This window comes from Moritella sp. (assembly GCF_033791185.1).
Taxonomy (GTDB): Bacteria; Pseudomonadota; Gammaproteobacteria; order Enterobacterales; family Moritellaceae; genus Moritella.
This window is the reverse complement of sequence record NZ_JASJHF010000049.1, coordinates 1-3,617: the sequence shown is the minus strand read 5'-3', so window position 1 is coordinate 3,617 and position 3,617 is coordinate 1. Positions and strand designations below refer to the sequence as shown.

At 42.1% G+C, this 3,617-nt stretch carries 4 protein-coding genes; all 4 read right to left on the bottom strand.

Annotated elements, in window-relative coordinates:
* A partial coding sequence (locus QNK26_RS02950; protein ID WP_319220770.1) for an acyl-CoA dehydrogenase family protein occupies positions 1-504 on the bottom strand: 504 nt, incomplete at its 3' end.
* A gap of 87 nt (positions 505-591) precedes the next feature.
* Positions 592-1,812, bottom strand: a complete 1,221-nt coding sequence (locus tag QNK26_RS02945) for a CaiB/BaiF CoA-transferase family protein (RefSeq protein WP_319220769.1) — start codon at positions 1,810-1,812, stop codon at positions 592-594.
* 23 nt (positions 1,813-1,835) lie between these two features.
* Positions 1,836-2,141 (bottom strand): DUF3630 family protein, encoded by a 306-nt coding sequence (locus QNK26_RS02940; RefSeq protein WP_319220768.1) that lies wholly within the window; start codon positions 2,139-2,141, stop codon positions 1,836-1,838.
* Between the two features lie 42 nt (positions 2,142-2,183).
* Positions 2,184-3,617: a protein adenylyltransferase SelO gene (locus QNK26_RS02935; protein WP_319220767.1), complete on the bottom strand. Its 1,434-nt coding sequence runs from the start codon at positions 3,615-3,617 to the stop codon at positions 2,184-2,186.

Below are 3,617 nucleotides of genomic sequence, written 5' to 3'. Positions count from 1 at the left end.
GATCCACATTTTACTGCCGGTTAATTGGTAACCGCCAGGGACTTTTTTCGCTCGGGTTTTCATGCCAGCAGGATCAGAACCAGCATCAGGTTCAGTTAAACCGAAACAGCCAATCCATTCACCCGTAGCAAGCTTTGGTAAATATTTTTGTTTTTGTTCTTCGCTGCCCCATGTATTAATTGGGTGCATAACTAATGATGATTGCACGCTCATTGCACTGCGGTAGCCACTATCAACACGTTCAACTTCACGTGCTACTAAACCGTATGATACGTAAGATACGCCTGAACAACCGTAACCATCAATGGTGGCACCAAGTAAGCCAAGCTCACCAAACTGACGCATGATATTTGCGTCGAATTTCTCATGACGATTCGCCATTAAAATGCCTGGTTGTAATTGTTCCTGACAAAAATCACGCGCCATATCACGGATCATGCGTTCGTCTTCTGATAGTTGCTCGTTAAGTAATAAAATGTCTTCCCAGTTTGATGCTGTGCTCACGTTTTTCTCCTTAGTTATACACACCGATGTTGGCAAAATATATTACCTAATTGGTGGCTCAATACGACCTTTGTCATTGAGTTATTTTTAAATAACCTGCTGCTGTTTTAAGTCTGCTAACTGTTGTTTAGTTAAGTCTAATTGCGAGCTTAAAATGGCATCTGTATCTTCACCTAAAATCGGTGGGGCTTTGCTATATTCCAGAGGTGTGGCTGAAAATTTTACTGGATTAGCAACTTGTTTAATCTTCCCCGCTTGCCTGTGTTCTAATTCAAATATCATTTCTCTATGCTGTATCTGCGGCTCTTGATAAACCCTATCTAAGGTATTAATCGGGCCACAAGGTACGCCCTGTTGGTTAAGCTCTGCTAACCAATGATCTAGAGTGTTTTTGTGCAATGCTTGTTGTAGCTTAGGTATTAAATGTTGTCGATTTTGAACTCTAAGTTGATTGCTGCTAAAGCGAGGGTCTGTTGCTAAATCGGCTAAACCAAGCACAGCGACACAACGGCCAAATTGACTGTCATTACCTACTGCTAACATTATATGCCCATCTTGAGCCGCAAACGCTTGATATGGCACAATGTTTGGGTGAGCTGTACCTTGCGCTTGTGGTACTTGTCCACCAATAAGGTAATTCATACCTTGGTTAGCAAGCGATGCCACTTGGGTATCTAGTAGTGCTAAGTCTATGTGTTGGCCTTCTTCGGTCTGAGTTTTATGATAAAGCGCTGCAAGTATTGCACTCACGGCATACATTCCTGTCATAAGATCTACGACGGCTACACCTACTTTTTGTGGTCCTGCGCCTGGTTGTCCTTCCTGCACGCCTGTTAAACTCATCAAGCCGCCCATACCTTGGATCATTGCATCATAACCAGCACGCTTAGCATCTGGTCCAGTTTGCCCAAAACCTGTTATCGAACAATAAATAATACTTGGATTAATGGCTTTCATACTTTGATAGTCTAGGCCATATTTTTTTAAGCCATCTAACTTGTAATTTTCGACCACAATATCGGCTTTTCGAGCTAAATCATGAATTAATTGCTGGCCTGCAGCTGTAGTAATATCTACAGTAATGGAATGTTTACCACGATTTGCTGCTAAATAGTAAGCCGCATCGCTAGTGTTCTCATCTTGGCTATTGTGAACAAAAGGTGGTCCCCATGTACGGGTATCATCGCCTGTATTTGGGCGTTCAATTTTCCACACCTCAGCACCAAAATCTGCTAACACTTGGGTTGCCCAAGGACCCGCTAAAATGCGGCTTAAATCAAGCACTTTAATGCCTTTTAGTGGACCCATGAAGGTTTCCTATTATTGAATAATTATATGATGTTATGTTGTAAGTATCGTCCAATATCAGCAATTTTTTCACTAGATTGTTGATCTTCAGGCTCAAGCCAACAGGCGTTGCTGTAGCTTTCAAAATGTAAGATTAAATATTCATTGTGGTAATTAAAGCGATAGTACTGACGATCTGCGCCGGTAACTGCTTCGATGATACGAGCGCCATCAAATTGTGAAAATATTAGCTCTGATAAATCGCTAATATCATCTTGATCCCACATTTGTTTAAAAGTGATTAACAGTAAATTGTTATTTTCTAAATCCACTTTATTTATTTGTTGCATCAGTTGTCCATGGTTATGAATTGTTGTCAGAGTAGCGCTTAGTTAAGTACCGCAAAAAGTTTGGTAAGAGTTATCACCGTCAGTAGCAGCATCTTGATAATTAGCTGTTTCGGCAATGACCGCATAAGGTGAAGCGAGCACTTTTATGATCTTTTCTGCGCTACTAAAGTCACCACTTTGCTCACACTGTTGCAAGACATTTTCAATGTGATGATTGCGCGGTATCACCACTGGGTTAGAGTGACGCATTAAACTTTGGATCTGAGTCATGTCACTGTTAAGCGATTGCAAGCGAGTTAACCAAGTTTGATACCAGTCGCCAAGACTCGTTGCCATGCTGTTCTTTATATCTGCTTGGGTCAGAGAATCGGTTAACTGATTGAAGGTTTGCGTATAGTCGAGTTGCTTAGTTTGCATAATATCTAACAACTCAACGATTAACTCTGTATCGCTATCGTTATAATGTTCTATACCTAACTTATTTGCATACATAGCAAAGTAGGCTTGCTCAAATTTTTCTGAAAATTGATGAATAAGGGGCTCAACAAGAGCGACTGCTTTATCTTGCTCACTATCGATAAGTGGCAATAACGCTTCCGCGAGTCTTGCCATGTTCCACTGTGCTATTTTTGCTTGATTGCCATAGGCATAACGGCCATTGCGATCGATTGAACTAAATACCGTATCTTTATGGTAAGTACCCATCATCGCACATGGGCCAAAGTCGATAGTTTCTCCAGAAATTGCAGTATTGTCAGTATTCATTACGCCATGAATAAAGCCTACTCGCAGCCAGCTCACTACTAGTGCAATTTGTTTATCAATAACGTGCTCGAGAAATTTTACCACTTTGTCATCATCGGTTAAGTTAATGTCGCCAAAGTGCCTAGTTATCGCGTAATCGGTTAACGCGGCGAGTGACTCAAGGTCTGAGCGCGCAGCAAAAAACTGAAACGTGCCTACTCGAATGTGGCTTGTGGCAACTCGGGTTACCACAGCGCCGGGTTGGTAAGAATTTCGTGCTACCTGTTCGCCAGTGGTTACTACAGCTAAACATCTAGACGTTGGTACACCAAGTGCGTGCATGGCCTCACTCATGATAAATTCACGAATGGCAGGGCCTAGGGCGCAGCGTCCGTCACCTTGTCTAGAAAAGTGTGTTGGCCCGGAGCCTTTTAACTGAATATCATAGCGGATATTTTGATCATCGAGGAGTTCGCCAAGTAAGTGGGCTCGGCCATCGCCTAAGTGCGGATTAAATTGGCCAAATTGGTGACCTGCATAGGCTAGGGCAATAGGCTCTGCGCCGATGGGTAATTCATTACCGGAAAAATATTGCGCCAGCAAATGTTTGTTGCTTAGTAATTCATTATCTAGCCCTAAACGTAATGCTAAGCTGCTATTAAATAACTGTAATTCTGGTTTTTTAACAGGCGTAGGCGCTATGTTTTGATAAAATGCTTGGCCGAGCTGAAT

Bases quoted from the DNA above. Each gene is read 5' to 3' on its own strand.
- QNK26_RS02945 (WP_319220769.1), bottom strand. From the start codon at position 1,812: ATGGGTCCACTAAAAGGCATTAAAGTGCTTGATTTAAGCCGCATTTTA.
- QNK26_RS02940 (WP_319220768.1), bottom strand. From the start codon at position 2,141: ATGCAACAAATAAATAAAGTGGATTTAGAAAATAACAATTTACTGTTA.